Source organism: Streptomyces sp. NBC_00086 (assembly GCF_026343255.1).
GTDB lineage: Bacteria > Actinomycetota > Actinomycetes > Streptomycetales > Streptomycetaceae > Streptomyces.
Map to the genome: position 1 here is coordinate 5,304,800 of NZ_JAPELZ010000001.1, position 26,495 is coordinate 5,331,294.

A 26,495-nucleotide genomic window follows, 5' to 3' on the forward strand; every position below is an offset into this window, starting at 1 on the left:
AGGGTTGACTCGGTGTTTGGCTACAAAACGGATATCTCACCCGCGATCCGCCATGAACTGCCATCCTTTGCAGCGTCTTGCCGCCGCACCTGTTGACGTTCCCGTGCGTTGAACTTATGCGGAGTGGGAGGAAGCCCGCCGGCTTCCGGGACCGCTCCCGCGTTGCTCGTACGCGGATCGAGGAGGGGTTCCCTTGGTGGAGGGCGGCATGGAGAGCACGGACACGAACACCGCGCCCGAGACCGGAGCGGTCCTCCTCACGGGCGCCCCGGACCTGGTCACCGTGCCCACCCGGCAGGGGCTGGAGGCCGTCGACATCATCCAGCGGGCCGCCGGTCAGGCCAGCCGCGCGGGTGGCGTCGGCCCGGTCCTGCACGACGGCTCCGGCAGCACCCTCGGCTTCCTCGTCCCGCCCGGTACGGCCGACGCCTGGGACCTCCCGGGCAGTGCCTGTACGCACACCAACGGGCGCGGCATGCGCTTCGGCGACAGCTCGCCCACCGCGGGCGACACCGGCTGGCTGCTGCCGCCGGAGGCCGTCGGGCCGGTCACCGACCCGGAGGTGCTGCGGGCGGCGCTCGGCGAGGCGGCCCGGCTGATCGAGGCCGCGGACAACTGCCGCTAGCGGGTGTCGGGCCCTGACCAGCCATAATGAGGACGTGGCGAGCAAGGGCAAGGGCAATGACAAGCGGCGCGGGCGCGAGACCTCCGAGGCGCCGGCCGGGCCGGTGGACGGCGGTCACGCCGCGCTGGAGCCCGACCGGGAGCGGTCGCGCGCCTGGACCCTGCTGATCGACGGGGCCCCGCAGTCCCACGTGGACCTGGACGACCCCGGACACCTGGACTTCGCCTACCAGCGCCGGATCGGCCACCTGATCGACCTGTTCGCCCCCGCCCGGCAGCCCCTGAACGTGCTCCACCTCGGCGGCGGCGCCTTCACCCTGGCGCGCTACACGGCCGCCGCCCGCCCCCGCTCGACGCAGCAGATCGTCGAGATCGACGCCGGGCTCGTGGCCTTCGTACGGGAGCACCTGCCGCTGGACCCGCAGGCCCGGGTCCGGGTCCGCGCGGTCGACGCCCGGGCCGGGCTGGCGAAGATCCCCGACGGCTGGGCCGACCTGGTGATCGCCGACGTGTTCAGCGGGGCCCGCACCCCGGCGCACCTGACGAGCGCCGAGTTCCTGGACGACGTACGCCGGGCCCTGGCGCCGGGCGGCTGGTACGTGGCGAACCTCGCGGACGGTCCGCCGCTCTCCCATCTGCGGGGCCAGATCGCCACGGCCGCGTCCCGGTTCGCGGAGCTGGCGCTGGCCGCCGACCCCGTGGTGTGGCGGGGGAAACGCTTCGGCAACGCCGTGCTGGTGGCCGCCGACCGGGAGCTCCCGGTCGCCGAGTTCACCCGGCGGGTGGCGAGCGATCCGCACCCCGGACGGGTCGAACACGGCCGCGCCCTCATCGACTTCGCGGGCGGCGCCGTCCCGGTCTCGGACGCCTCGGCGGTGGCCTCGCCGGAGCCCCCGCCGTCCGTCTTCCGCTGACGCCCGGCTACTCCCGCGAAGCCGCGGCCAGCTCGCGCAGGCGCCGCTTGTCCGGCTTGCCGCGGCCCGTCAGCGGGAGCGCCGGCAGCCAGAACACCGCCGCGGGCCGCTGCCCCGGCGCCAGCTCCGCCTCGACCAGCGCGCACGCCTCGGCCGCCGCTTCCTCCGTCGGGGCGTGCCCGGGGGCCGCGACGAGGAACGCGCACACGGCTTCCCCGGTGACCGGGTCCGTCCGCCCCACGACGGCCGCCCGGGCCACGGCGGGGTGCCGGGTCAGGGCCGTCTCGATCGGGCCGCAGTAGATGTTGGCCCCGTGCACCATGACCACGTCCTTGACCCGGTCGTCGAGGTACAGGTACCCGTCGGCGTCGAAATGCCCGACGTCTCCCGTGCGCAGCCAGCCGTCGTGCAGGACCTCGGCCGTCAGGGCGGGCTGGTTGCGGTAGCCGGCCATGACCATCGGGGAGCGCACCCACACCTCGCCGGTGGCCCCGGGCGCGCAGCCCCGTACCTCGACCTCCACCCCGGGCGCCGGCCGGCCGACGGAACCGAGCAGTTGGGGGCGGTCGGTGGCCGCCGCGTCGTGGTCGGCCGGGGAGAGCCGGCTGAGCACCCCGGCCTCGTTCATCCCGTAGCCCTGGGTCCAGCGCACCCCGGGACCCCAGCGGGTCAGCGCCCGCCGCAGCCGCTCCGGGTGCACGGGGGAGTCGCCGTAGGAGACCCGTACCAGGCCGGGCACGCCGTCGGCGGTCTCCGGGTCGTCGAGCAGCCGGTACAGCATCGAGGGGGTCAGGTACGTGGCCGCCGGCCCGAGCCGCCGGCAGGCCTCGGCGAACTCCCGGGTGCCGAGGGGGTGCACGATCTCCGAGCGGCCGCCGACGCGCAGCTGCTCCAGGCAGCGGCCGCCGGAGCGCTGGGAGAGCGCGTCGGTCGAGACGAACGTGAGCGGCGCGGAGCCGTCGGTGGACGGGGAGTCGCCGCGGGTTGCCGTACGGGCCGCCATCGCGGCGAAGGTCGAGGCCACCCCCTTCGGCCGGCCCGTCGTACCGCCCGTGTAGGTCACCCGGGCCACGTCCTCGCCGCGCGCCGCCACCGCGACGGGCAGGGCCTCCCGGGTGGAGGCCAGCTCCAGCAGCGCGGCCAGCCCGATGCGGGCTCCCGGGCCCGGCGGCACCGGGGTGTCGTGGACGACCAGGTCGGGCTCGCAGTCCCGTAGGAGGTGGTCGAGTCCGTGGGTGGTGGGGCCGACGCACACGTGGGTCAGCCGGGCCCCCAGCACGTGCGCGGCGAGCCGTACGAGCAGGGTCCGGGGCGGATTGCCCGCCGATACGCAGGCCAGCCCGGAGCCGCGCCGGATCCCCAGCTCGGCCAGGGCGCCCGCCAGCCGGTACGTCCAGGCCAGCACCTCGGAGTGGGTCAGGACCCAGGACCCGGACCCGAAGGCGGGGCGGTCGCCGTACCGCTCGCAGGCGTCGATCAGGTCCGTGACGTACCGCGCGCCGCTGCTCATGGCGCCACGGTATCCGGCGGTCCCGATCCGAAGGACGGGCCCTGCCACCAGGAGACGGTCTAGGGGTCGACGATCTCCACCAGCGGCGGGTGGTCGTGCCAGGTGCAGAACACCGACACCTCGCGGCCGTCACGGGTGAAGGTGACGCGGATCCAGGACGGCTGCTTCCAGACCTGCATCCGCCACCCGGCCAGCGGGGTCGCCGAGACCAGATCGGCGGAGGTGGTGCCCAGATCGAAGACGACCCGGCCGCCCGAGACGCTGTACGCCTTCACGTTCTCGCTCGCGGCCCCCTGCCGCTGCGGCCGGGGGGTGGGCGGCGGGGAGGATCTGGCAGAGGGGGAAGGGGAGGCCGGCGCGGTGGACGCGGACGCGGACGGCGACGGCGAAGGCGACGGCGAGGGTGTCGGGGACGGCAGGGGCTCCGGCTGCGTCGCCCGGTGGGTGGAGGAGGAGAGGGGCTGCGTGGCCAGCGGCACCGCGAGCGGCGGATCGTAGGCGGTACCGGACATGACCGAGTGCACGCCCCACCACGACAGCGTCACCGCCGCCCCGGTCGCCAGGGTCCACGCACCCGCATGGCCGACTGCTCTCCCGACAAGTCCTCGTCGCATCGGGGGACATACTGCACCACCCGTCCCAGACCCGGCCCGGCACCCCTCGCCATCCCCCGAATGGGCTACCGTGCGGGCCATGGCTAGTGTGCTCGTGGTCGAGGACGACCAGTTCGTACGTTCCGCCCTCATCCGGCACCTGACAGAGGCCTCGCACACCGTGCGCAGCGTCGGCACCGCCCTGGAGGCGCTGCGCGAGGTCGCCCACAACCGCTTCGACGTGGTGATCCTCGACCTCGGACTGCCCGACCTGGACGGCGCCGAGGCCCTGAAGATGCTGCGCGGGATCACCGACGTGCCCGTCATCATCGCGACCGCCCGCGACGACGAGGCGGAGATCGTCCGGCTGCTCAACGACGGCGCCGACGACTACCTGACCAAACCCTTCTCCGTGGAACACCTCTCCGCCCGGATGGCCGCCGTCCTGCGCCGCGCCCGCTCCTCCGCCGGGGCCGAACCGCCCTCCCGCGTGCTGCGCGTCGGCGGCCTCGCCATCGACCCGCTGCGCCGCCAGGCCGAGCTGGACGGGGCGGTACTGGACCTCACGCGGCGGGAGTTCGACCTGCTGGCCTTCCTCGCCGGGCGGCCGGGCGTGGTCGTGGCCCGCCGGGAGCTGCTCGCCGAGGTCTGGCAGCAGTCGTACGGCGACGACCAGACCATCGACGTCCACCTGTCGTGGCTGCGCCGCAAGCTCGGCGAGACCGCCGCCAGCCCGCGCTACCTGCACACGTTGCGGGGTGTCGGGGTGAAGCTGGAGCCGCCGGCGTGAGGGGCCCGCTGTGAGGTGGGCGCTGGTCAAGGTGTGCCTCGCGGTCACCGTGATGGTGGTCGTGGCCTTCGCCGTACCGCTCGGGCTCGTCGTCCAGGAGATGGCCAGCGACCGGGCGTTCTCCAACGCCGAGCGGCAGGCCGCCACCATCGGGCCGACGCTGTCCATCACCACCGACCCGGTGCAGTTGCGCAAGGCCGTGGAATCCACGCAGATGGGCGCCGACCGGCGGATGGCCGTGCACGTCCCGGCCGTCGGGGACGACCCGCGCGTGGACATCGGCGACGGCTGGGCCGGCGAGCGCGCCGTCTCCCAGGTCCGGCGGATCGGGCGGGCCGCGACGGCCCCCGTGGCGGGCGGCGGCTTCGCGCTGCTCCAGCCCGTGGCGCTCGGCTCCGGGGACATCGCCGTGGTGGAGATCCTCGTTCCGGAGAGCGAGGTCAGCAACGGCGTCGCCACCGCCTGGGTGGTCCTCGCCGGAGTGGGCCTCGCCCTGGTCGTGGGCTCGGTGGCGGTCGCGGACCGGCTCGGCGCCCGCCTGGTGCGGCCGGCCGAGCGGCTCGCGGACGCCGCGCACCGGCTGGGCGAGGGGCGGCTGGGGGCGCGGGTCCCGGAGGACGGGCCGAAGGAACTCCGCTCGGCGGCCGTCGCGTTCAACTCGATGGCGGACCAGGTGGTGGAACTCCTGGCCAACGAGCGGGAGCTGGCCGCCGACCTCTCGCACCGGCTGCGGACCCCGCTGACGGTGCTGCGGCTCAACGCGGCCTCGCTCGGCGACGGCCCGGCGGCGGAGCAGACCCGGGCGGCCGTGGAGCAACTGGAGCGGGAGGTCGACACGATCATCCGTACGGCCCGCGAGCAGCGGTCCGCCGCCGCACAGGGGCCGGGCGCCGGCTGCGACGCCTCCGAGGTGATCCGCGACCGGATGGGGTTCTGGTCGGCGCTGGCCGAGGACGAGGGCCGCGAGGTGCGGCTCGCGGGGGTCGACCGTACGGTACGGATCCCCGTGGCCCGGCCGGAACTGGCCGCGGCGCTGGACGCCATGCTCGGCAACGTGTTCCGGCACACCCCCGAGGGCACCCCCTTCGCGGTGGACGTCCACGACGCCGGGGACGCGGTCATCGTGCTCGTCTCGGACGCGGGAGGCGGCATCGCCGATCCGGACGCGGCCCTGCGGCGCGGCAACGACGGCGGCCGCGACGGGTCCACGGGCCTGGGGCTGGACATCGTCCGGCGGGTCGCGGAGTCGACGGGCGGGGACGTACGGCTGGGGCGTTCGGTGCTCGGCGGCACCGAGGTGCGGGTGTGGATCGCGCTGGACGGGCGGACGCGGGGAGACGCGGGGCGCGCCGGACGCAGCCGACGCAAGCGGCGACGCAACTGACGCAGGCGACGCACCGGGCGCAACTGACGCAACCGGCGTAGGCCACGCAACTGACGTAACCGACGTAACCCTGCGGGCGGCCGGGGCGCGCCGCCCGCCCGGAATGTCCCCCTGTCGGTACGGTCCGCGCCATGGACACCCTCATCTTCGGCGGCCTCCTCGCCACCCTGATCTCGATGTACCGGGACGCCCCGAGGTTCGTCGTGCTCGGCGCCTGGTGGCTCATGCTCCTCGCCGTGATCCTGCTGATGGCGCACCACATCACCAGCGGCCTCGCCCTCACCTTGAGCTACTGACCGTGGCCGCGATGTCCAGCCTCCTCCCGGAGGCCTCCCTGGAGGGCGGCCTGCTGGGCCGGGTCCAGTTCTGGTTCGCGTGCGTCTTCGCCATCGGCTGGACCGGGGTGGTGTGCGGCGGGCTCTTCTACCAGTTCGGCATGTGGGAGTACCCCTGCCCGCTCTGCATCGTGCAGCGGATGTTCATGCTGCTGGCGGCGATGGGGGCGGCCCACATCATCCGGACGGCACTGTCGCGCGGGGCGGTGACCGGCCGCGACTACATGATGGGCTGGGGCCTGTCCCTGGTCGCCGTGATCGCCGGCTCGTTCGCCTCGTGGCGGCAGACGATGCTGCACGTCCTGCCGGGCGACAAGGGCTACGGGAGCGAGGTGTTCGGCCTGCACCTCTACGTCTGGGCGTGGATCCTCTTCCAGGCCTCGGTCGTCGCCGTCGGCATCGTCCTGGCCTTCGCCCACGCCACCGCGGACCGGGCCGTCCCGGCGCAGGACCCGGGACCGTACCGCGCGGTGGGGACGGCCGCGCTGTGGTTCCTGGGGCTGGTGATCGCGGTGAACATCGTGGCCGTCTTCCTGGAGGAGGGCTTCCACTGGTTCCTGCCGGACGACCCGTCGCGCTATCAGTTCTTCTACGACGTGGGGATCCTGGACTAGCTGAGGTTGGCGCGGAGTCGACGCCGCCCGGCGCGGGAATCCGTACGACCTGCTTGAGTGGGGCCGCCCTTCTCGTTGATTCCTTCCGTTCCTTCCGTTCTTTTCCGTCTGTGAGGGGAAGCCGTCATGCGCTACGCAGTCCTCGGCACCGGGATCGTCGGCCGTACGGTCGCCGCCCGGTTGCTCTCCCTCGGCCACGAGGTCGTCATCGGCACCCGGGACCCCGCGGCCACCCTCGAACGCGACGAGTACGCCACGTGGCAGCAGGCCCACCCGGCCGCGGTCCTCGCCCCCTTCGCGGAAGCGGCGCGGTTCGGCGAGGTGCTCGTCAACGCCACGGGCGGGCAGGTCAGCGTGGCCGCCCTGACGGCGGCGGACGCCGCGCACCTGGACGGCAAGATCCTGATCGACATCGCGAACCCGCTGGACTTCTCCCGCGGCTTCCCGCCCGGCCTCGACCCGGTCGACAGCGACAGCCTGGGCGAGCTGATCCAGCGGACCTTCCCGGGGCTGCGCGTGGTCAAGACGCTGAACACGATGAACTGCCAGGTCATGGTCGACCCGGCCAGGGTCCCCGGCGACCACACCGTCTTCCTCTCGGGTGAGGACGCCGAGGCCAAGAAGGCCGTACGGGAGCTCCTGTACTCCTTCGACTGGCGCGAGCACACCGTCATCGACCTGGGCGGCATCGAGACGGCGCGCGGTACGGAGATGCTCCTGCCGATCTGGCTCCGGCTGATGGGGAGCCTCGGGCACACGGACTTCAACTTCCACATCCAGGGCGCGAACCGGACGGAGTAGCGCGGCGCCCGGACGGAGGCGGAGATGTTGCCGCCTCCCGCACCCGAGCTCAGGGTGGCCGTGACGAAAGGAGCCGCGCATGAGAGTCATGCTCAGGGCCCATATGGACACGGCGGCGACGAACGAGGGCATCAAGAGCGGCGCCCTTCCGGCGGCCATGAAGAAGCTCATGGACACCGTGAAGCCGGAGGCCGCCTACTTCGGGCTCCACGAGGGCGTCCGGTCCTGCTGGATCGTCTTCGACCTCCAGGACAGCGCCCAGATGCCGCCCCTGATGGAGGACCTGTTCCTGCAGTTCAACGCCGAGCTGGAGGTCGCCCCGGTGATGAACGCCGAGGACCTGGCGAAGGGGCTGGCGGCGATGAAGAGCTCGGGCTGAGCCCCGGCACCCGGGCCGGTCCCGGGACCGGCCCCAGTACCCGGTCGGTGGCCGCCCACGCCAGCACCGCGGAGGCGGCCGCGGCCGCGCACGAGACGGCGAAGGCCGCCCGGTACCCGTAGGCCGCGGCGAGTGGACCGGCGGCCGCTGCGGCCAGTGCCTGGCCGATGATCAGACCGCTGCCGGCCAGGGTCATGGCCTCGCCCATCCGGCGCGCGGGACCGGCCCGTTCCACGAGGCCGAAGAGCGCGATGAGGTGCGGGGCGACGGCCAGTCCGATGCCGGCGACGGCGAAGGCGGCGCCCCACAGGCCGGAGACGGCGAGCAGCGGCAGCGTCAGCAGCGCCTGGACGGCGATGGTCCGGCGCAGCCGGACGGTCAGGCCTGCCGTCCCGGGCCGGGCCACGGTCACGAAGCCGGCGATCGAGCTGGTCACGGCCATGGCCGCCCATACGAGCCCGGCGGCCCCGGGGGAGCCGACCGCCACGGCGAGCGCGTTGACCCCGGTATTGGCCCCGCTCCACGCGGCGCCCTGCAGGACGGCCACGAAGAACAGCAGCGCGAGCCCCGGAGACCACAGTCGTACGTCGCCCCGCGCGGCGGCGCCCGGTCCCGTCGGGCCGGGCGCCGTGGGATGCAGGGCGAAGAGCGTCCCGAACACCAGGCCCAGGGCGGCCGCGAGGAGCAGCGCCGACGCGGGATGGACGGTCACCGCGAGGATCCCGGCCAGCGCGGGCCCCACCATGAAGCCGACCTCGTCGAGGGTGGTGTCGAAGGAGAGCGCGGCCCCGACCAGGGCCTTGTCCTCTCCGGCCAGCCGCGCCCACCGGGCCCGGGCCAGCGGCCCGATCTGCGCCGCCGTGAGACCGGCGGCGACGGCCAGCGCGATGCGGGCGGCGAGCGGAAGCCCGCCGAGGACGGCGGCGACGAGGGCGAGGAGCACGGCGGCGTTCGCGGCGCAGGCGACCAGCAGGACGGGCCGGTGGCCGCGCCGGTCGGCGAGCCGGCCGATGACCGGGCCGCCGAGGGCCTGGCCGAGCCAGAGGGCGGCGGCGATGGCCCCGGCGTCACCGATGCCGTCGCGTTCGTTGATGAGCAGCAGGGTGCCGATGGGGCACAGCGCGGCGGGGAGCCGGGCGAGGAACCCGTAGACGGGCAGGGCACGGCCGCCGAGGGCGAACACCCCGCGGAAGCCGGCGGGGGCGGATGGGGGTGTGGGTGGGGGAGTGGGCGCGGGTGTGGGCATGGGCGTGGACATGGACAACCTCCAGCCGCACGCCGACCCTCCCGTTTCTCCGGCGCGCGCCGTTGCCCGTTGGGCGGGAGGCTAGCGCCGGACCGGCCGGTTCGGTAGGTCTCAGGCGGTGTCCCCCGAGGTCAGCCGCTTGGCCTGGGCGCGGCCGACCTCGGCGGCGCGGTGCAGGTAGTCGGCGATGACGGCGAGTTCGGTGTCGGAGTAGCTCGCCAGAACGGCGCCGAAGGCGCGGCCGGGAGTCTCCCAGGCGGCGCCGATCCGGTCGCGGGCCGTGGGGGAGAGGGTGACGAGGGAGCGGCGGCGGTCGTTCGGGTCGGCGTGCCGCTCGACGGTGCCGGCCTTGACCAGGCGGTCCACGAGGCGGGTGGCGGAGCCGGAGGTCAGGCCGGTGAGGCGGGCGATGTCACCGGTGCTGACCGGGGCGGGCTCCATGTCGAGGAGGGCCACGCACTGCATGTCGGTGGGGTGCAGGCCGACGTGGTCGGCCATGGCCTGGTTGAAGAGCGAGTAGTCGGCGTAGTGCCGCTGGCTCTCGGTGACGATGCGCGCGAGCAGCTCGGCGCGGGTCCACTCATCACTCGAACGAGCGTAATCGGTTGACATGGGCTTCTCCGTGGTCCAAATTTATCTGTGTGACGCAGAGATTGCGTCACACAGAATCTGCGTCACGTATTCAGTCTAGAACAGGAAGAGCAGGAATCCGCCATGTCGAACACCCCGAACACTCCGAACACCCCGACCGCGTCGAACACGCCGAGCGCGTCGAAGACGCCGCAGACCCTCGTCACCGGGGGCCGCGGCTCCGTCGCCCGAGGTCTCTCGTCCCTCCTCGCCGCCCACGGCGTCCCACACCGCCTCGCATCCCGCGCGCCGGACACACCCGGCACCGTCCGCTGCGACCTCACCGATCCAGCGACCTTCCCCGAAGCCCTCGCCGGCGTCCGCTCCGTCTTCCTCTACGCCGAGGCCGCCGCCATCGATGCCTTCGTGAAGGAGGCCGTCGGCGCCGGCGTCGAGCACGTCGTCCTCCTGTCCTCCTCCTCGGTCCTCGCCCCCGACGCCGCCGACAGCCCCCTCGCCGCCTCCCACCTCGCGGTGGAACGAGCCCTGCTCGCCTCCCCGCTGCGCACCACCCTGCTGCGCCCCGGATCCTTCGCGAGCAATGCCCTCGGCTGGGCCTGGCCGATGAAATCGGGCCGTCCGGTCCACCTGCCGTACCCCGGTGCGTACAGCGACCCGGTCCACGAGACCGACCTCGCCGAAGCCGCCTTCGCGGTCCTCACCGACCCCTCGCTCGGAGGGCGCGCGTACACCCTGACCGGGCCGCGGACGCTGACCTTCGCCGCCCAGCTGGCCATACTGGGCGACGCTCTCGGCCGCCCCATACCCTTCGAGCCGGTCTCGCGCGAGCAGTGGAAGTCCGAGGTCGACGGCTACATACCCGGCCCGTATGCGGAGGCCCTGTTCGACTTCTGGTCCGCCTCGGACGGCCTCCCCGTTGATCTCACCGACGACCTCGAACGGCTCACCGGGCACGCGCCGCGCACCTTCGAGACCTGGTCGGTGGATCATGCCGACGCATTCCGGGCGTAGGGCCGTCTTCCCTGGCCCCAGGCATCTCCGTCGGCAGAGGTGCGTGTTAGCGTCCGCCGATTGATCGATTGCAGGGGGGAAGCATGCGAAGGCTTTTGAGTATCGGCAGCGCGGTGGCGCTGCTCGTCACCGGCGGTGTCTTGGGTGCGGGGGCGGCCGTGGCGGCCGGGGACCCGACGTTCTTCTTCGACCCGGTCGTGGACAAGGTCCTGATGCCCGGCGAGGAGCGGATCGAGCTGTCGCCCTCCGGTTGGGGTGGGCAGAACGGCGGACAGCCGGACGGTACGTACATCTACGCGCTGAGCAAGAAGCCCCTCACGGATGCCGGCTGGACCGGCGGCGGGGTGCCGACCGGGTTGAGCGTCGACCCGACGGACGAGTGCGCGCCGAAGGCCGGGATCGCCGGGGTGTACCTGTGTGACGTGAAGGAGTGGGGTCACCCGACGCCCCGGATAGCGACGGCGGCCACCGCGCCGGATGGCGCGACGGCCTACTACGGCCTCGTCTACGTGCCGCGCGGGGCCAGCATCAGCGCGGGTATCAAGGAGGCGCAGACCGCGGGCTCCAAGGACATCGGACCGCGCCGGGCACACGCGACGGTCACGGTGAAGAGCAACGCACACGTCGCGCAGAACACGATGGCGCTCTCGACGCCCACGCTGCCGGCCGGTGGTTTCGTGAAGCACACGGTGAAGCTGCACGCTGTCGACAAGGGGCGGCTGCGGCTGTATCCGTCCCCGGCACCGGGCTTCCGGCGCTGGGACGACGGTGAGCTGAAGGTCGCCGCCGGGTTCGACGCCGGTGGCGCCGCCGGGGCCGGCTGCTCCCAGGAATGGGGCCTGTTCGACGGCCTCGCGTGTGACATCAAGAAGCCCGGCGACTACACGCTCACCTACACGCTGACGGCGGAGGCGACCGCGCCGGCATGGAAGGTGCGCACCACTGCGGTCTACGACGTGTACACCTCCGGCACGGGCAACCCGGAGGAGACCTCGGACTTCGCCGTCGCCAGTTCCACCCCGGTGACCCAGCGATTCCGGCTCGTGGGCCGGGACGCCGAGGGCGGTCTGTGGGACTACCGGGGCACGGGCAAGGCCGCCGAGCCGTTCACGCCGGTCGACCCGGTCGGGGGCAGTTTCGACTGGAGCCAGTACACCGCGCTGACCCGGCTGGAGCCGGTGACCGTGCAGAGCACCGGGCGGGGTGCGGTGGGGCGGGACAAGGCCGGGGTGCTGTGGTTCCACCCGACCTCCGGTGACGGCTCCATATACAAGGACCGGATACGGGTCGGTGGCGGCTGGAACATCTTCAACGCGCTCGTCGGCGTCTCCGACGTGACCGGCGACAAGAAGGCGGACCTGCTGGCGCGCGACGCCGAGGGTGGCCTGTGGCTGTACCCGGGCACGGGCCTGGACGCGAAGCCGTTCGGGAGCAGGGTCAAGGTCGGCACCAGCTGGAACATCTACGACCAGCTCGTCGGCGGCACCGATCTGACCGGTGACGGCAAGGCCGACGTGGTGGCGCGGGACAAGGCGGGCAACCTCTGGTTCTACCAGGGCACGGGGGTGGCTGCGAAGCCGCTCTCGGCCAGGAAGCAGATAGGTACCGGCTGGCAGATCTACGACTCGATCGTGGCGCCGGGTGACCTGACCTCGGACGGCAAGGCCGACATGGTGGCGCGGGACAAGTCGGGCAACCTGTGGCTGTACCAGGGCACGGGAGTCGCGGCGAAGCCGTTCGGCTCGCGGGTGAAGGTCAGTGTCCTCGGTACCGGCTTCGGCAGGTACAACCTGCTGTTCTGAGAAACGCGGAAGGCCCCGGTCCGCTTTCGCGTACCGGGGCCTTCCCACAGGGTGAGTGACGGGACTTGAACCCGCGGCCACCTGGACCACAACCAGGTGCTCTACCAACTGAGCTACACCCACCATGTCCGGTCGGAAAACCGACCGGCCGAAGAAAAGGGTACAGGGTCCGGGAGGGTGCTCGCTCCCCCCTTTGTCCGCACCCCTCTCCGGTGGGTGCTAGGCGCCGGGGACGACGTGCTTGGCGGCGATGGTGCGCGCCGTGTCCGAGTCCGGACCGGGCTGCGGTACGAAGACGGCCTCCCGGTAGTAGCGCAGCTCGGCGATGGACTCCTTGATGTCCGCGAGCGCCCGGTGGTTGCCGTTCTTCGGCGGGCTGTTGAAGTAGGCGCGCGGGTACCAGCGGCGTGCCAGCTCCTTGATCGAGGACACGTCCACGATCCGGTAGTGCAGGTACCCCTCCAGCGCGGCCATGTCGCGCAGCAGGAAGCCGCGGTCGGTGCCGACCGTGTTTCCGCAGAGCGGGGCCTTGCGGGGTTCCTTCACGTGTTCCCGTACGTAGGCCAGGACCTGTGCCTCCGCGTCCGCGAGGGTGGTCCCGCCGGCCAGCTCGTCGAGCAGGCCGGACGACGTGTGCATCTCGCGCACCACGTCGGGCATGGTTTCCAGGGCCGCGTCCGGCGGGCGGATCACAATGTCCACGCCTTCGCCGAGCACGTTGAGCTCCGAGTCGGTGACCAGTGCGGCCACCTCGATAAGTGCGTCGTCCGTCAACGAGAGCCCGGTCATCTCGCAGTCGATCCACACCATGCGATCGTTCATGCGCCCCACCTTATGCGGAAGGTCCCCCGCAACGGTGACCACCGAGGTGACCACTGCTGCGGGGGACCTTCCCGGGACCTCTGTTACGCGTGCTCGCGCAGCACCCGGCCCGGGGCGTACAGCTCCGTCACCGTGGGACCGGAAGCGGCCAGGGCCGCGGCCGCCCGCTGCGGCTGCGGAGTGCGCTGGTGCGGGACCGGCGAATCCGACAGCTGAGCCACCTGGACCACGTCGGCCTGCGGGCGGCGGGCCCGGTAGGCGGAGCGGTAGGCGGCCGGGGAGGACCCCAGCTGGCGGCGGAAGTGCCCGCGCAGCGCGACCGGCGAGCGGAACCCGCAGCGTCCGGCGACCTCGTCGACCGAGTAGTCGGAGGTCTCCAGCAGCCGCTGCGCCTGAAGCACCCGCTGGGTGATCAGCCACTGCAGCGGCGCACTGCCGGTGAGCGAGCGGAACCGCCGGTCGAACGTGCGCCTGCTCATGTAGGCGCGCGCCGCCAGCGTCTCCACGTCGAACTGCTCGTGGAGGTGCTCCAGGGCCCAGGCGACGACCTCGGCCAGCGGGTCGGCGCCGATCTCTTCCGGCAGCGACCGGTCGAGGTAGCGTTCCTGGCCACCCGTGCGGCGCGGCGGGACGACGAGCCTGCGGGCCAGTGCTCCCGCCGCCTCGCTGCCGTGGTCCGTGCGCACGATGTGCAGGCACAGATCGATTCCGGCCGCGGTGCCCGCGGACGTCAGCACGTCGCCGTCGTCGACGAACAGCTCGCGCGGATCGACGTGGACGGACGGGTAGCGCTTGGCCAGCGTCGGCGCGTACATCCAGTGCGTCGTCGCGGGCCGGCCGTCCAGCAGACCGGCGGCGGCGAGCACGAATGCCCCCGTGCACAGTCCGACGATCCGGGCCCCCTCCTCGTGCGCCAAACGCAGCGCTTCGAGCGCCTCCGGCGGCGGAGGCGAGGTGATGGAACGCCACGCGGGAACGACGACCGTGCCTGCCCGGGCGATCGCCTCCAGCCCGTATGGCGCGGTCAGTTCGAGTCCGCCGGTGGTCCTCAGCGGACCGTCCTCACCGGCGCACACGAGCAATCGGTAGCGTGGAACTCCCGCGTCCTGCCGGTCAATGCCGAACACGGAAAGTGGAATGGAGCTCTCGAAGATCGGTCCGCCGCTGAAGAGCAGCACCGCGACGATCTCCCTGCGGCGACGCCCCGCGAGCTTCCTGCCGTCTACGACGACGGCGGTGGAATCCTGGCTCATGGCGCTAAGCCCCCCTTGGGTGTCGCGACTCCTTGGTCTGGTCGCACCTGCACGTATCCCCTCGGCCTTGCACGTGGCTCCCCCGCCGTAAATACATGATCGAATCTACTGCGTCCCGTGGTGTCGGCGTGACAAGTTCAGCACGCAGCGCTATGTCGACTTGGCAACTTGGCGAAAAGCATTCGATCAGGAAGCGTTCCACTCCGCTACCCGGGTGGAAAGCGCACTGTCCGGCCATGGCCAGTACTCGTAGGGTCAAAGACCCCCTGTGGCGCCGTAGTCGCTGATGGTGAGGGGGGTGGGGGGACATTCCGGCAAGGGGGGTGACCTGCCGGGAAGTTGGCTGAAAACATGCGGGTGTGGATGTGCGAATAAGTCAGTCTTGAGGGGACATCCCAGAGGAAACCTGACATCCGCGCTGGCCCCCGGCCCCGGCGCGCGAGTGCCGGCCCCGATGCGAGGGCGTCAATCGGTCCTCCGCGAGGATCCGGGCGGCACTGCGCTCCGTCCGCTCGGAGTGGCGCAGCAGCACCCGGCAGGCCGCCGTGACGGCGGCGAGGCCCAGGGTGGCGACGGCGGCCCCGCCGAAGGAGGTCCCGTAGACGACGAGGACCACGGGGACGAGCAGGCAGCTGAAGGCGGCCCATCGCACCACGTCACCCGCGGGGTCCCCGTGGGGTCGCCGAGCGGCCTGCACGGACGAGTGAAGGGGAGGGGGTGGCGTGTGGACGGACTGCGTCGGCTGAGCGGGCGACTGAGCGGGCTGGACGGGGTGAACCGGATGACCGGGCACGGCGTGCTCCCTGCGGGCTCTTCCTGGACGGTCGGACTCCTGTCCAACGGCGTGCGGCGCGGCTCGGTCACTGCGCGCACGGGTGGCGCACACCCGATGGGGTGCTCCTGGTCACTGGCTGTAGGGGGCAGCGGACATTGCCAAGGAGGCGTGGCTGCGGCATGCTCCCTGGGACGCTCTCCAAGGGCGGCATGACCTGTGCAGCACAGGAGTGTCGCCGTACCCTGGTGGGTATGGGCTTGGGAAGATGCTTCCCGGACAGAGCTCGGTCACACTGAGTTGTCGTTTTCTGGAATCGTCCCGCTTGAATCGTCGCTTCCGCCTACTGGCGCCCCGCCCCCTTGTCCCTTCCCCTGAGGACCTCTTCGCCGAGACACCCATGGCCGGTCACGAATTCTCCGAACCCGCGGACCGTAAGCGCAAACGCCTCGCCGACCCCGAATCGGCCGACCTGCGCGCGGTGGAACAACCACGTCATCCCTGCGACCCGGCCTTCCGGCACGGGGTCGTGGTGGGCTTCGACGGATCCACGTCCAGTGAGCGCGCCCTCGCGTACGCGATCGGGATGGCGCGTCGCTCAGGCTCCGGTCTGATCATCGTCCATGTCGCGAACCGGCTGCCCACCACCGTGTGGGCGGGCTGTGAGCCGCCGGTCTTCGTGGACGTGCCGGACCACCGCACCGAGGTGCTGGGGCTGGAGCTGGCCTGCGCGGACTACCTCTCCGAGGTTCCGTGGATCCTCGTCGAGCGGGGCGGGGACATCTGCCACGAGCTGGAGGAGGTCGGCCGGGAGTACTCGGCGGACGCCATCGTGGTCGGCTCCACGCACGGCATCGTCGGCCGGATCTTCGGATCGGTGGCGGGCCGGCTGGCGAAGCGGGCGCAGCGACCGGTCGTTGTCATCCCGTAACCGACTGTATGTCGATTGTGCGGTTGTGCACCCCCATGTAAGGGGTAGATAAAGGCTGCTGGGACGCAGCAAACAACTGCAGATCGAAGGGAGCCCGCCGTGGACAATGGTGTCTCTGCGGGAAGCACGGCCTCGACTTCGACCCTCGGGCACATCGCCCTGGGTCTCACCCTTCTCGCGTTCGGTATCGGTACCACCGGCATCATCGACGGTGTGACCGCGGCCAACTCCGTGTCGCTCGCCATGTACCTCGGCGGCCTCGCGCTGTTCGTCCTCGGAGTCCTCGAGTACCGCGGCGGCAACGGCTTCAACGGCACGGCCTTCGCGGGCCTCGGCACCTTCTGGTTCATCTGGGCCAACGGGGCCGACGGAAAGGTTTCGGCAGACGCGGCCGGAATGTTCCTCGTGCTGTTCGCCATGCTGGCACTGACCCTCACCGCCGCGGCCTCGGGCGGGCTGTTCGGGCAGGGCGTGTACGGCCTGTTCACCCTCTCCCTGCTGCTCCTGGCGATAGGCACCTTCGCCGAGAGCGACGGGCTGGCCAAGGCGGCCGGCTGGGTGGCGGCGCTCGCCGGACTGCTGGCCTGGTACGGGGCCACCGCGGCGCTGGCGAGCTGGCCGATGGCCTTCGGGAAGGGTTCGCGTCGCGGCGCGGTCGCCGCGAGCTGACGGACCACGCAGCACCACGTAGGACGTACGGCGCACGACGCGCACCGTACGAAAAGGCCCCCGGGGGATCCCCGGGGGCCTTCCTCGTGCGCGTGTGACCTACAAGGTCTGCGCGACCTACTCGACGGTGACGGACTTCGCCAGGTTGCGCGGCTTGTCGATGTCGCGGCCCATGGCCAGGGCCGTGTGGTACGCCAGCAGCTGCAGCGGGATGCCCATCAGGATCGGGTCCAGCTCGTCCTCGTTCTTGGGCACGAGGATCGTGTGGTCGGCCTTCTCCTGCTTGGTGTGGGCGACCGCCAGGATCCGGCCACTGCGGGCCTTGATCTCTTCGAGCGCGGCGCGGTTCTTCTCCAGCAGGTCGTCGTCCGGGACGATCGCGACCGTCGGCAGCGAGGGCTCGATGAGGGCGAGCGGACCGTGCTTGAGCTCGGAGGCCGGGTAGGCCTCGGCGTGGATGTAGGAGATCTCCTTGAGCTTCAGGGAGGCCTCCAGGGCCACCGGGTAGCCCCGGACGCGGCCGATGAACATCATCGACTTGGCCTCGGCGTACTCCGCGGCCAGCTTCTTGATGTCCTCCTCGCCGTCCAGGATCTCCTGGATCTGCGCGGGCAGCTTGCGCAGGCCGTCGATGATCCGCTTGCCGTCGGTGACGGACAGGTCGCGGATGCGGCCCAGGTGCACGGCGAGCAGCGCGAAGGCCACGACCGTGTTGGTGAAGCACTTGGTGGAGACGACGCAGACCTCGGGGCCGGCGTGCACGTACACGCCGCCGTCGGCGGCGCGGGCGATCGCGGAGCCGACCACGTTGACCACGCCGAGGACGCGGGCGCCCTTGCGCTTGAGCTCCTGCACGGCCGCGAGCACGTCGTACGTCTCACCGGACTGGGAGACCGCGATGTAGAGGGTGTCGGGGTCCACGACCGGGTTGCGGTAGCGGAACTCCGAGGCCGGCTCGGCGTCGGCGGGGATGCGGGCCAGGCTCTCGATGAGGCCCGCACCGATCAGGCCGGCGTGGTACGAGGTGCCGCAGCCCAGGATCTTGACCCGGCGGATGCCGCGCGCCTCGCGCGGGTCCAGGTTCAGGCCGCCCAGGTGGACGGTGCTGAAGCGGTCGTCGATCCGGCCGCGCAGGACGCGGTCGACGGCGTCGGCCTGCTCGGAGATCTCCTTGTGCATGTACGTGTCGTGGCCGCCCATGTCGTAGGAGGCGGCCTCCCACTCCACGGTCTCGGGCGTGGCGGTGGTCGTCGTACCGGAGGTGGTGTAGGTCCGGAAGTCGTCGGCCTTCAGGGTCGCCATCTCGCCGTCGTCGAGGGTGACGATCTGGCGGGTGTGCGAGACGAGCGCGGCGATGTCCGAGGCGACGAACATCTCCTTCTCGCCGATGCCGAGGACGACCGGGGAGCCGTTGCGGGCCACGACGATGCGGTCGGGGAAGTCGGCGTGCATGACGGCGATGCCGTAGGTGCCCTCGACGACCTTGAGCGCCTCGCGGACCTTCTCCTCCAGGGTGTCGGCCTGGGCGCGGGCGATGAGGTGGACGAGCACCTCGGTGTCGGTCTCCGAGAGGAAGGCGACCCCGTCGGCCTCCAGCTTGGCGCGCAGCTCGGAGGCGTTGTCGACGATGCCGTTGTGGACGACGGCGACCTTGTTGTCGGCGTCCAGGTGCGGGTGGGAGTTGAGGTCGCTCGGGGCGCCGTGGGTGGCCCAGCGGGTGTGGGCGATGCCGGTGGTGCCGGCGAAGCGCTTGGGTACCCGGGACTCCAGCTCGCGCACGCGGCCCTTGGCCTTGACGACCTTCAGGGCCGCCGCCTTCGGGCTGTTGACGACGATGCCCGCGGAGTCGTAGCCGCGGTACTCCAGTCGCTGCAGGCCCTCCAGAAGCAGCGGTGCCACGTCACGCTTGCCGATGTAACCCACGATTCCGCACATAAGGTCTTTCCCCTCCTGAAGTTCGGTTGCTCTTGCCGCTGTCCGGATCCCCGGCGGGTGGTGCTCAGCCGTAGACGATGCGGCGCAGTTGCCGGAGCGAGAGCTCCGGCGGTGCCACGGCGCGGTGCGGCAGTTCGGCCGCGATCCGCTCGAAGATGTCCGCGTTGACCGCGCCCCCGGACTGGAGCTCACGGTGGCGCCGACGGACGAACTCCTCGGTGCTCTCGTCGAAGTACGCGAGGACGTCGAGTACCACTCGGGCGGCTTCGCCCCGCTGGAGCGAGGTGCTGCGCACCAAGTGGTCGACGAGGTCGTCGTGCGACGGGCGGCGGTCGGGCATCCGTCGATATTGGCGGTACCGGCCGCAGAACGCAAAAATCCTGCCCGAAATCGGGCAGGATCGCGCTGGTCTGGACCAGGGGAGGGGTGAATTCCGGTACTAGATGCTCAGAAACGACCCAAAATCGCCGCTTTCGCCGTCGAGAACTCCTCGGCCGTGAGGATCCCCGCCTGGTGCAGCTCTCCCAGCTCGCGCAGCCGGCGCAGCAGGGAGTCGTGGTCGGTTGCCGGGGCGGTGCCGGCGGCCGGAGCCGGGGCGGCAGCCGGAGCAGGGGCCGGGAGGGTCCCGGGCGGGAGCGGGAGCGGGAGCGGGAGCGGAAGCGAGGGCAGGGGCTCGGGCCCGGGCGCGGGTGCCGCCGGGTGGGGCATGCGGACCACCACGGCAGCCGCGACCAGCGCCATCAGGTGGGACTTCTTGGAGCCGTACAGCTCCACCGTGTACGGGTCGTACTTCGGCGGGGCGCTCTGGGCGGGGGCGCCCGCCAGGGCGAAGCGGATCAACCCGTTCGTCAGCCCCCGGGCCGGGGCCCACTCCACCGACCGCAGGTCCGCGACCCGGAACTCCCGGACTCCGCCGGACCGTTTCGCCTCCTCCGCCATCCAGTTCCACTCCAGGGACACCCGGTCCCCGTCGAAGGCCACGGTCCCCTCGCCCGCGTCGACCGTGATCGGCACCGCGGGGCCCGGCAGGAGGTAGGAGTCGGCGGACCCGGCATCCACCTGGTCCAGAAGCAGGGCGTTGCGGACCTCGTCCACGAAGTACTCCGCCACCCCGCCGCGGTCCGGTTCCACGGTCAGCCGGTACGGATCGGAGGCCTCCGGCAGCCGGCCGCCCGTCACCTGGAGCAGCGGGTCCGCGCCGTCACGCAGCCGCAGGCGCAGCCGGCCCGCCTGGCGCCCCGGTTCGAAGGAGATGCCGGCCAGCGCGCGCAGCGGGACGAGCACCTCGCCCAGCGTCTGGCGCAGCAGGCTCACCCCCTTGTCGCGGCCCGGCACGATGCGCACCGCGTCCCCGTCGAAGGTCCATGTGCCGTCCTTCTGGATGATTTCCGCCATCCTTGGATTCTTGCACCGGCCCCACGAGCCCGGTTGGCCTATACCTAGGCCCATGAGAGTCCCGCGACGCATGCTCGCCGCCCTCCTCGTCCTCGCCGCCGTCCCCGCGGCCGCCTCCTGCAGCAGCGCCGCGAGGGGGGACGACGCCCGACCCCGTCGAGCAGCTTCCGAGCCCCCCGTCGTGCTCGCGCCCTACGAACGGCTCCTGCCGGCTCCCGTTTCCGCGCACGCCGAAGGCCCGGGCTACGCCTTCGGTCCGGGCACGGTCATCCGTACCGGCCTGACCGACGACGAGGCGGTCCGCAGGGTCGGCGAACTCCTCGCCGAGCAGTTGCGCGGCCCCAGCGGGCTGCCGCTGCCCGTGGTCGACGGAGTGGAGGGCGACGGGATCCGGCTGCGGATCGACGAACGGGCCGAGGGCGCGGGGGAGGAGGGCTACCGGCTGGAGTCCGGGCCCGGCGGGGTCACCCTCACCGCCCGCACGCCCGCGGGGCTCTTCCACGCCGGCCAGACGCTGCGCCAGCTCCTGCCGGTGTCCGGTCCGGGGACGGTGCCGGGCGGCACGGTCACCGACGCGCCGCGCTTCGCGTACCGGGGGGCGATGGTGGACGTGGCCCGCCACTTCTTCACGGTGGAGCAGGTCAAGCGGTACGTCGACCAGCTCGCGCAGTACAAGGTCAACACCCTGCACCTGCACCTGACCGACGACCAGGGCTGGCGCATCGCGATCGACTCCTGGCCCGGGCTCGCGGAGCACGGGGGCGCGAGCGAGGTCGGCGGCGGACCCGGCGGGCACTGGACGAAGGACGAGTACCGGGACCTGGTGGCGTACGCCTCGGAGCGGTACGTGGACGTGGTCCCGGAGATCGACATGCCCGGCCACGTGAACGCCGCACAGGCCGCCTACGCCGAGCTGAACTGCGACGGCAAGGCGCGCGAGCACTACACCGGGATCAAGGTCGGCTTCAGCTCGCTGTGCGTGGGCAAGGAGCGGACCTACGAGTTCATCGACCAGGTGCTGGGGGAGCTCGCGGAGCTGACCCCCGGCAAGTACCTGCACATCGGCGGCGACGAAGCGCACTCCACGCCCGCCGCGGACTACGCGGCCTTCATGGACCGCGCCCAGGCGGTCGTGGCGAAGCACGGCAAGACGGTGGTGGCCTGGCACCAGCTCGCGACGGCCCGCCCGGCCCCGGGAGCGGTGCTCCAGTACTGGGGACACGACCGCACGGCGGCCCCCGAGAAGGCGGCGGTGGCCGCGGCCGCCAAGGCCGGCAGCCCGGTGATCCTGTCCCCGGCGGACCGGCTCTACCTGGACATGAAGTACGACAAGGAGACGAAGCCGGGTCTGGCCTGGGCCGGGTACGTGCCGGTGCGCCGCGCCTACGACTGGGACCCGGGGACCTATATGACGGGCCTCCCGGAGTCTTCGGTCCTCGGGGTGGAGGCCCCGCTGTGGACGGAGACCATCGCGACGCGGGGGGACTGGGAGCTGATGGCCTTCCCGCGCGTACTGGGGCTGGCGGAGCTGGGCTGGTCCCCGGCCGCCGGCCGCGACTGGACCTCGTACCGGCTGCGCCTGGCCGCCCAGGGCCCGCGGCTGGACGCCCAGGACGTCACCTTCTTCCGGGCGCCGGACGTGCCGTGGGGCCCGTGACGGCCCGCCGGAACGGGGCACCACCTGCCTGACCCCCTGGATCGGACGGTGCTGCAGGATGTGCGGGTGATATTCCGAGGCAGGAAGCTCCCGGGCGTCGTGGAGCAGTTCGAGAAGGCCGTGCGCGCGCAGGACGCGCCGGTATCGGAACGGGCGTTCGCGAAGCTCCTTCGGGTGGCCGGCAAGGCCGGGGACGCCGAGTACCGGGAGGCGGGACCCCGGCTGGCGGCGCTGCTCGGGGAGATCCCGCCCGGGCCGAGGGCCACGGTCGGGGTGATCGTCGGGGCGTGCGTGGAGCGGGGCGCGGACCCGGTCGTCTGCGCGCCGGGGATCCTCACCGGGGCCACGGAGGCGTTCGCGGTCGCCCTTGAATTCTGCGCGCGCTGGGCGGAGACGGGCGGCGGGGAACTGCCGGGCCCCGAGGGCGAGCACACCGACGAGATCGCCGAGCGGGTGGGGCACGACCTCGCGGTGGGCTGGTTCTCGCTGCCGGAATGGGAGATGGCGGCCGTCGCCGTGCTGGGCACGGCGGCCGTGCGCCGGACGGTGGAGGGCAAGGCGGAGCTGCTCGCCCGCGTGGAGCGGGTGACGGAGGCCTCGGGCGACGCGTTCAAGTGCCTGACGTACGCCCTGCGGGTGCTGGACGACGAGCCGCTCATCGTCCTGCACCGCGAGAGCGGGACCGGCTTCGCCCTGCGCATGAGCGGAATCGGTGACAACTTCCAGCTGCACACCCTGCTCGCGGGCGTGCTCACCGGCGGCAACCACGTGCCGGGCGAGGCCCCGTCGGCGCGGGAGGTCGCCGTGTGCCGGGACGCCGACGGGATGGTCCCGACGACCGGGGCGTTCAACCTGGTCGGTGCGGACGGGATCTGGATCTTCAACGAGGGCACCCCGACCGACATCGCCGTCGTGGACGGCGTCCGGCTGCTCGTCCTGGACCCGTCCCCGTACCGGCGGAGCTGGGAGGCGGGGCGGTTCTTCCCCGGCATGCACGGCGACCTGGTGCTGGAGCGGGTGCTCGGCGCGGAGGAGACCGCCGGCTGGTTCGGCAAGGTGGCTCCGGACAAGGGGTGGGCGCGCGCGTGAGGAACCGGAGCTGGGGCTAGAGCGCCGCGGTCGGGTCCTCGTCGGGGGCCCGGCCCGCGTAGGCCTCCGCGAGGAGCTGTTCCTCGCTCGCGCCGAGCCGCCAGTATCCGGTGAAGCGGACCGCGCGCCGGTCGACGCCGCAGTCCTGGACGAAGTGCCTGCGGACCGCGCGGATCGTCGCGGACTCGCCCGCGATCCAGGCGTACGGGGCTCCGGCGGCGGGCCGTTCGGCCGCCCGGAGGGCCTCCAGCACCCGGTCGGTGCGTTCCGGGCCGGTGCCCGGCTCCCGGACCACCCAGGTGATGTCCGCGTCGGCGGACGTCGGCAGGTACAGCCGGTCGTCCTCGTGCGGGACCTCGAACCAGGCCCTGACCGGGGTGCCCTCGGGGAGCCGGTCCAGGATCGCGGAGGCCGCGGGCAGGGCGGTCTCGTCGGCGTACATCAGGATCGCGTCGGTGGCGGCCGGCGGCTGGAAGCGTACGGACTTGTTCTCCGCGACGGCCGGGCCGATGGCCATGATCCGGCGGCCGGTCACCGCGCGGCCCGCCCAGGACGAGGCGGGGGAGGTGGTGCCGTGCAGGACGAAGTCGATGTCCACCTCGTCCACGCCCGCGGGGGTACGGCGCTGCTCGCGGACCGTGTACGAGCGCATCACCGGGCGCTCCTCGTCCGGCATCGCACGCCAGTCGCCGAACCAGGTGTCCTCGCCGGTGGACGGCAGCACCGTGTGCTCCCGGCCGGCGGGCGGCAGGAAGAGGGACAGGCTCTGGTCGTAGCCGCCCGAGCGGAAGTCCGTCAGGGAGGCGCCGCCGAAGGTGATCCGCAGGAAGGAGCGGCCGAGGCGGCGCGTGCGGAGCACTTCGAGCTCGAAGAACCGGAAGTGGGGGATCTCGGCTTCGGGCGCGGGCGCGGGCGCGGTGGTGGCGGCGGCGGTGCTGGCGTTGGCGTTGGCGGTCATGCGGAGGGTCCCCCCTGGGATCGGCGATGACGGGCGAAGCAGAAGGCCCCGGCGCCTGGGTGAGGCGCCGGGGCCGGACGGCCAGGGGTCAGCTGACCTTCTTGGCGTTCTGGATGGCCTTGGTGAGCTCTTCGACGATCTGCGCGCACTTCTCGTAGGAGTAGATCGGCTCGGTCACGCGGGGGGTGATCTGACCGGCCTTGACGGCCGGCATCTCGGCCCAGGTCGGCTTGGCCTTCAGCTCCTCCGGCTGGAGGGTGCCGGTGCGGTTGTCGAGGAGGATCACGTCGGCCTTGTACTTGCCGGCGTTCTCCCAGCTGAGGCTCTCGAAGAAGCCGCCCTCGACCTTGTCCGGGACGACGAACTCGACGCCGAGCGACTGGAAGTACTTCAGGTCGGCGGAGGTGGCCGGGGTGGAGACGTAGAACAGGTCCGCGGCGCCGGAACCGACGAGCACCTTGATGCCCGGGTTCGCCTTGGTGGCCTCGCGGAGCTTCGCGGAGGCGGCCTCGAAGCGGGCCTTGGCGTCGACGGTCTTCTTGTCGTTCAGGTCGGCGCCCAGGGACTTCGCGAGATCCGCGGTGCGGGCCAGGGCCTTGTCCATCGTGACGTCGCCGCCCACGCCGATCGCGGCGGCCGGGGCCAGCTTCAGGATCTTGTCCTTGGAGGCTTCCGGCAGGTACCAGTAGCTGCCCTTCTCCCAGGTGTTGGTCACCAGGAGGTCGGGCTGCAGGGCTGCGTACTTCTCGACGTTGAACTCGTCGTAGACGTTGCCGATGATCTCGACCTTGGAGATGTCCATCGAGCCGGCCTGCACGTCGGCCTTGCCGTCGGCGGTCTTCGTCGGGCCGAACACGCCCTTGACGCCCACTCCGTAGTCGTGGAGCGCGGCCGCGGTGCCGGTGAAGGCGACGATGTTCTTCGGCGTGGACTTGGCGGTGACGTCCTTGCCCATGTCGTCCTTGAAGCTCCACGCGCCCGACGCGGCGCCCGTGCCCTTGTCGCCCGATCCGTCCTTCGCGGAGTCGCTGCCACCGCAGGCGGTGAGCGCGGCCACGAGGCCGAGGGCGCCGCCTGCCGCGATGAGACCGCGGCGGGTGAGGAGGGAGGAGCGGGACTTGGGCATGGCGATGTCCACTTTCGTGCGTACTGGGTGGCTCGTGCGTTCGAGAGGAAGGTTAGCCTAACCTTGGCTGAGAACGATAAAGGGCCCTCCACATGGAGGGCCCCGTACCGCACCACCGACTGCCGTTAGGCGGAAAGCCCCAGCTCACGGGCGATCAGCATGCGCTGCACCTCGCTCGTGCCCTCGCCGATCTCCAGGATCTTCGAATCGCGCCACATGCGGGCCACCGGGTACTCGTTCATGAACCCGTAGCCGCCGTGGATCTGCGTGGCATCGCGCGCGTTGTCGACCGCCACCGTCGAGGAGTACAGCTTCGCGATGGCCGCCTCCTTCTTGAAGGGCTCCCCGGCCACGAGGCGGGAGGCCGCGTCGCGCCAGCCGATCCGGGCCATGTGGGCGCGCATCTCCATGTCCGCCAGCTTGAACTGGATGGCCTGGTTGTCGCCGATCGCCTTGCCGAAGGCGTGCCGCTCCTTGGCGTACTTCACCGATTCGTCCACACAGCCCTGGGCCAGGCCCGTCGCGAGCGCGGAGATGGCGACCCGGCCCTCGTCGAGGATCCGCAGGAACTGGGCGTAGCCGCGGCCCTCTTCGCCGACCAGGTTGGCGAGGGGGACCCGGACGCCGTCGAAGGACAGCTCGCGGGTGTCCGAGGAGTTCCAGCCCACCTTGGAGTAGGGGGCGGCCACGGTGAAGCCGGGGGTGCCCGACGGGACGATGATCGAGGAGATCTCGGGGCGTCCGTCGGCCTTGCGGCCCGTCACGGCGGTGACGGTGACCAGGCCGGTGATGTCCGTACCGGAGTTGGTGATGAAGCACTTGGAGCCGTTGATCACCCACTCGTCGCCGTCCCGGACGGCGGTCGTACGGGTGCCGCCCGCGTCGGAGCCGGCCCCCGGCTCGGTCAGGCCGAAGGCGCCGAGGATCTCGCCGGAGCACATCTTCGGCAGCCACTGCCGCTTCTGCTCCTCGGTGCCGAAGAGGTACAGCGGCATCGCGCCGAGCGAGACGCCGGCCTCCAGGGTGATGGCGACCGAGGAGTCGACGCGGGCCAGCTCCTCCAGGGCGATGCCGAGGGCGAGGTAGTCGCCGCCCATGCCGCCGTACTCCTCGGGGAAGGGCAGGCCGAACAGGCCCATGCGGCCCATCTCGCGGACGATCTCGTACGGGAACTCGTGCCGCTCGTACAGATCGCCGATCTTGGGCGCCACCACATCGTGCGCGAACGCCTCGACGGTGCGGCGGAGTTCCTCGTGCTCGGGGGTGAGCCGGTGGTCGAGGGCCATGGTCTTCG

General features: G+C 72.0%; 27 protein-coding genes and 1 tRNA gene. 14 read left to right on the forward strand and 14 right to left on the reverse strand.

The window, feature by feature from the left end:
• Positions 1–208 precede the first annotated feature (208 nt).
• Positions 209–625, forward strand: a complete 417-nt coding sequence (locus tag OG276_RS23845; RefSeq protein ID WP_266908549.1) for a hypothetical protein — start codon at positions 209–211, stop codon at positions 623–625.
• A gap of 34 nt (positions 626–659) precedes the next feature.
• Positions 660–1,538, forward strand: a complete 879-nt coding sequence (locus OG276_RS23850) for a spermidine synthase (protein WP_266908551.1) — start codon at positions 660–662, stop codon at positions 1,536–1,538.
• Between the two features lie 7 nt (positions 1,539–1,545).
• On the opposite strand, the gene OG276_RS23855 is transcribed toward OG276_RS23850, so the two are convergent.
• Complete coding sequence (locus tag OG276_RS23855) at positions 1,546–3,048, reverse strand: class I adenylate-forming enzyme family protein (RefSeq protein ID WP_266908553.1); 1,503 nt, start codon at positions 3,046–3,048, stop codon at positions 1,546–1,548.
• A gap of 59 nt (positions 3,049–3,107) precedes the next feature.
• Positions 3,108–3,662, reverse strand: coding sequence for a hypothetical protein (locus OG276_RS23860; protein ID WP_266908555.1), 555 nt, complete (start codon positions 3,660–3,662; stop codon positions 3,108–3,110).
• A 79-nt stretch (positions 3,663–3,741) separates the two neighbouring features.
• Here OG276_RS23860 and OG276_RS23865 point away from each other — a divergent pair, with 79 nt between their 5' ends.
• The 6 genes from OG276_RS23865 to OG276_RS23890 all read left to right on the forward strand — a co-directional run bounded on the left by OG276_RS23865 (position 3,742) and on the right by OG276_RS23890 (position 7,944).
• The gene (locus tag OG276_RS23865; protein WP_266908557.1) at positions 3,742–4,431 is read left to right on the forward strand and encodes a response regulator transcription factor; all 690 of its coding nucleotides are present in this window, start codon (positions 3,742–3,744) and stop codon (positions 4,429–4,431) included.
• A gap of 10 nt (positions 4,432–4,441) precedes the next feature.
• Positions 4,442–5,815, forward strand: a complete 1,374-nt coding sequence (locus OG276_RS23870) for a HAMP domain-containing sensor histidine kinase (RefSeq protein ID WP_266908559.1) — start codon at positions 4,442–4,444, stop codon at positions 5,813–5,815.
• Between the two features lie 131 nt (positions 5,816–5,946).
• Entirely contained in the window at positions 5,947–6,111 is a 165-nt protein-coding gene (locus OG276_RS23875; protein WP_266908561.1) for a DUF5993 family protein, read from the forward strand.
• Positions 6,112–6,122: 11 nt separating this feature from the next.
• Entirely contained in the window at positions 6,123–6,764 is a 642-nt protein-coding gene (locus OG276_RS23880; RefSeq protein WP_266908563.1) for a disulfide bond formation protein B, read from the forward strand.
• Positions 6,765–6,890: 126 nt separating this feature from the next.
• Positions 6,891–7,565: an NADPH-dependent F420 reductase gene (locus OG276_RS23885; RefSeq protein ID WP_266908565.1), complete on the forward strand. Its 675-nt coding sequence runs from the start codon at positions 6,891–6,893 to the stop codon at positions 7,563–7,565.
• A gap of 79 nt (positions 7,566–7,644) precedes the next feature.
• Complete coding sequence (locus OG276_RS23890; protein WP_266908567.1) at positions 7,645–7,944, forward strand: hypothetical protein; 300 nt, start codon at positions 7,645–7,647, stop codon at positions 7,942–7,944.
• Here the strand turns inward: OG276_RS23890 and OG276_RS23895 are convergent.
• Together OG276_RS23895 and OG276_RS23900 are read right to left on the reverse strand one after the other, a co-directional pair.
• On the reverse strand, positions 7,862–9,202 hold the full coding sequence (locus tag OG276_RS23895) for an MFS transporter (RefSeq protein ID WP_266908569.1): 1,341 nt from the start codon (positions 9,200–9,202) through the stop codon (positions 7,862–7,864). The two genes, OG276_RS23890 and OG276_RS23895, sit on opposite strands and share 83 nt — an antisense overlap.
• Before the next feature lie 99 nt (positions 9,203–9,301).
• Entirely contained in the window at positions 9,302–9,802 is a 501-nt protein-coding gene (locus OG276_RS23900) for a MarR family winged helix-turn-helix transcriptional regulator (protein ID WP_266908571.1), read from the reverse strand.
• Positions 9,803–9,904: 102 nt separating this feature from the next.
• On the opposite strand from OG276_RS23900, the gene OG276_RS23905 reads away from it, so the two are divergent.
• Together OG276_RS23905 and OG276_RS23910 are read left to right on the forward strand one after the other, a co-directional pair.
• Positions 9,905–10,792, forward strand: coding sequence for an NAD(P)H-binding protein (locus OG276_RS23905; protein WP_266908573.1), 888 nt, complete (start codon positions 9,905–9,907; stop codon positions 10,790–10,792).
• Between the two features lie 83 nt (positions 10,793–10,875).
• Positions 10,876–12,594, forward strand: a complete 1,719-nt coding sequence (locus OG276_RS23910; protein ID WP_266908575.1) for a VCBS repeat-containing protein — start codon at positions 10,876–10,878, stop codon at positions 12,592–12,594.
• Between the two features lie 50 nt (positions 12,595–12,644).
• Here the strand turns inward: OG276_RS23910 and OG276_RS23915 are convergent.
• The 4 genes from OG276_RS23915 to OG276_RS23930 all read right to left on the reverse strand — a co-directional run bounded on the left by OG276_RS23915 (position 12,645) and on the right by OG276_RS23930 (position 15,366).
• A tRNA-His gene (locus OG276_RS23915) sits at positions 12,645–12,717 on the reverse strand.
• Positions 12,718–12,813: 96 nt separating this feature from the next.
• A complete protein-coding gene (gene orn / locus OG276_RS23920; protein WP_266877785.1) occupies positions 12,814–13,416 on the reverse strand; it encodes an oligoribonuclease in 603 nt (200 codons plus the stop codon).
• Between the two features lie 83 nt (positions 13,417–13,499).
• Entirely contained in the window at positions 13,500–14,669 is a 1,170-nt protein-coding gene (locus tag OG276_RS23925; protein WP_266908578.1) for a helix-turn-helix domain-containing protein, read from the reverse strand.
• 376 nt (positions 14,670–15,045) lie between these two features.
• Positions 15,046–15,366 carry a hypothetical protein gene (locus OG276_RS23930; protein ID WP_266908580.1) on the reverse strand — a complete coding sequence of 107 codons (321 nt, stop codon included), beginning with the start codon at positions 15,364–15,366 and terminating at the stop codon, positions 15,046–15,048.
• 475 nt (positions 15,367–15,841) lie between these two features.
• Between OG276_RS23930 and OG276_RS23935 the strand changes: the two genes are divergently transcribed.
• Both OG276_RS23935 and OG276_RS23940 read left to right on the forward strand, forming a co-directional pair.
• Positions 15,842–16,372 (forward strand): universal stress protein, encoded by a 531-nt coding sequence (locus OG276_RS23935; protein WP_214951587.1) that lies wholly within the window; start codon positions 15,842–15,844, stop codon positions 16,370–16,372.
• Positions 16,373–16,471: 99 nt separating this feature from the next.
• Positions 16,472–17,041, forward strand: coding sequence for a GPR1/FUN34/YaaH family transporter (locus OG276_RS23940; protein ID WP_266908582.1), 570 nt, complete (start codon positions 16,472–16,474; stop codon positions 17,039–17,041).
• Positions 17,042–17,158: 117 nt separating this feature from the next.
• On the opposite strand, the gene glmS is transcribed toward OG276_RS23940, so the two are convergent.
• The 3 genes from glmS to OG276_RS23955 all read right to left on the reverse strand — a co-directional run bounded on the left by glmS (position 17,159) and on the right by OG276_RS23955 (position 20,371).
• The gene (gene glmS / locus OG276_RS23945; protein WP_266908584.1) at positions 17,159–18,976 is read right to left on the reverse strand and encodes a glutamine--fructose-6-phosphate transaminase (isomerizing); all 1,818 of its coding nucleotides are present in this window, start codon (positions 18,974–18,976) and stop codon (positions 17,159–17,161) included.
• Positions 18,977–19,040: 64 nt separating this feature from the next.
• Positions 19,041–19,316 (reverse strand): hypothetical protein, encoded by a 276-nt coding sequence (locus OG276_RS23950; RefSeq protein ID WP_214951593.1) that lies wholly within the window; start codon positions 19,314–19,316, stop codon positions 19,041–19,043.
• Positions 19,317–19,423: 107 nt separating this feature from the next.
• The gene (locus OG276_RS23955) at positions 19,424–20,371 is read right to left on the reverse strand and encodes a DUF4429 domain-containing protein (protein WP_266908586.1); all 948 of its coding nucleotides are present in this window, start codon (positions 20,369–20,371) and stop codon (positions 19,424–19,426) included.
• A 52-nt stretch (positions 20,372–20,423) separates the two neighbouring features.
• On the opposite strand from OG276_RS23955, the gene OG276_RS23960 reads away from it, so the two are divergent.
• Together OG276_RS23960 and OG276_RS23965 are read left to right on the forward strand one after the other, a co-directional pair.
• Positions 20,424–22,028, forward strand: coding sequence for a beta-N-acetylhexosaminidase (locus OG276_RS23960; protein WP_266908588.1), 1,605 nt, complete (start codon positions 20,424–20,426; stop codon positions 22,026–22,028).
• Positions 22,029–22,094: 66 nt separating this feature from the next.
• Positions 22,095–23,117, forward strand: coding sequence for a hypothetical protein (locus OG276_RS23965; RefSeq protein WP_266908590.1), 1,023 nt, complete (start codon positions 22,095–22,097; stop codon positions 23,115–23,117).
• 16 nt (positions 23,118–23,133) lie between these two features.
• On the opposite strand, the gene OG276_RS23970 is transcribed toward OG276_RS23965, so the two are convergent.
• From OG276_RS23970 to OG276_RS23980, 3 genes are all read right to left on the reverse strand, one after another.
• Positions 23,134–24,075, reverse strand: coding sequence for a siderophore-interacting protein (locus OG276_RS23970; RefSeq protein ID WP_266908592.1), 942 nt, complete (start codon positions 24,073–24,075; stop codon positions 23,134–23,136).
• An 88-nt stretch (positions 24,076–24,163) separates the two neighbouring features.
• A complete protein-coding gene (locus tag OG276_RS23975) occupies positions 24,164–25,201 on the reverse strand; it encodes an ABC transporter substrate-binding protein (RefSeq protein WP_266908594.1) in 1,038 nt (345 codons plus the stop codon).
• A gap of 125 nt (positions 25,202–25,326) precedes the next feature.
• The gene (locus OG276_RS23980) at positions 25,327–26,487 is read right to left on the reverse strand and encodes an acyl-CoA dehydrogenase family protein (protein ID WP_266908596.1); all 1,161 of its coding nucleotides are present in this window, start codon (positions 26,485–26,487) and stop codon (positions 25,327–25,329) included.
• Between the last annotated feature and the right edge of the window lie 8 nt (positions 26,488–26,495).